Genomic DNA, 1,534 nt, shown 5'->3' with positions numbered 1-1,534 from the left:
TTATGGGAGGAAACAGTGCGGGAAGCACGAGAATTAGGAGATTATCTTGAGGATTGGGAAGTTTATGAAGCGCTTGAGGAGGCAGGTTTCACTCATAAGGCTATTGTGGATACTCCTACACAAATCTATCAATATAAACTTAGTCAAGTGAAACAAACGAGTGAAAAGTTTAAAAATCTTGAACATGAGATTAAGGGTAAAATATCGGAGTTGGTAGCTCGAGATAAGGAACTGGCGCAACAATTAAAGTCTTCATAGCCAAGTGATATAGAAGTAAAATTTATAAAATAAAGTATTGCTGAGATTTATGAGTATTTTAAATAAAATATGAAATTTCTATGATAAATGAGAAAGACTATTGCTTTCATAGTGGAAAAATGTTAAGCTATATTATGTATCGGTCGAACTAAGAAATTCATTTTTTCACATTAAATTAATTAGGAGGTATGGGGATGTTATCAAAAAGAACTAAGAAATTACAAGAGGAGAGAATGACTCCAAAACGTCAACGTTTTGCGATTAAAAAACTCACTGTGGGAGTAGCTTCGGTTCTTATCGGAACTTTTTTTTCACTTTCTATGTCCATAGGAGCGGTAATTATTTCAGCTGATGAAACTTCAACGCAAACAGTTGAGGAAGTGAATGATAGTTCGATTGAAACATTTTCTAGCAATGAAGAACCAAATTTGGAAAAATCGATTGTTACAGCAGAAGAAGTTTCAGAAGCCAATGGAACTCCAGAAACTACGATTCAATCTGATGCTATTAGCAGAACAAATGATACAACTATTCAAAACAATGAACCTATAATAAAAGAGCAACCAAAACTCTTTGCGGCTGTACCAGTAGATCTTAAAGGTAGTAAGATTGAATTTAATAAGCCGACGTTACATGTTAATCAAGATATTGATGCAATCAATGATTTGCTGACTAGGGAATATGTTGAAAACACGATTATCAAGAAGTTAACTTTATCTGATGGTACAGTCTATGAAGGGCAAGCCTTAAAAGATGTTTTAAATGAAAATGTGGCCAGCTATGAATGGTCAGATACTCCGGTAGTTGATGTAGCTAGTGATGATGTTTATGCTAGGTTACGCGCATCTCTCAATAATAGGAGAACTGTAACTTGGCTAATGGAAGTCAATGTAGTCGGAGCTAAAGCTAAAGAAAATCTTCACACGCCGTGGGGGACTGAAATCAATGCTATTGATGCGATTGCAAATACAGCTGAATTAAAGGAGTTTGATACAGCCATTGCTCCTGTTAGTTATGATTGGAAGGAAAAACCAAACTTTAGCCCTGAAGCAGGGAGCGACCACAAAGTTACTGGAGTAGTATCTGTGAACTATCCGGATGGAACAACACAAGATGTGGAGGTTACTATTTCAGTTGATGAGTCTGACGCAGAGAAATACGAACCAAAAGGTCAAAATGTTAATACAGGCTTGAACGAAACACCAAAAGCTGAAGACGGAATCTCTAACAAGGGCGATCTTCCAGAAAGTACAACTTACGAATGGAAGGTACCGGT

Annotated in this window: 1 protein-coding gene and 1 pseudogene; both read left to right on the top strand. The window is 36.5% G+C overall.

All coding sequences use genetic code 11. The features are described from left to right. A pseudogene (locus NFR51_RS10650) lies at positions 1-258 on the top strand (hypothetical protein); the annotation flags it as partial. A 233-nt stretch (positions 259-491) separates the two neighbouring features. Then, a partial coding sequence (locus tag NFR51_RS10645) for a Rib/alpha-like domain-containing protein (RefSeq protein WP_251713615.1) occupies positions 492-1,534 on the top strand: 1,043 nt, incomplete at its 3' end.

The organism is Lactococcus ileimucosae, assembly GCF_943193185.1.
Taxonomy (GTDB): Bacteria; Bacillota; Bacilli; order Lactobacillales; family Streptococcaceae; genus Lactococcus; species Lactococcus ileimucosae.
The sequence above is the reverse complement of the archived record's forward strand: the minus strand, read 5'-3'. Positions and strand labels throughout refer to the sequence as shown.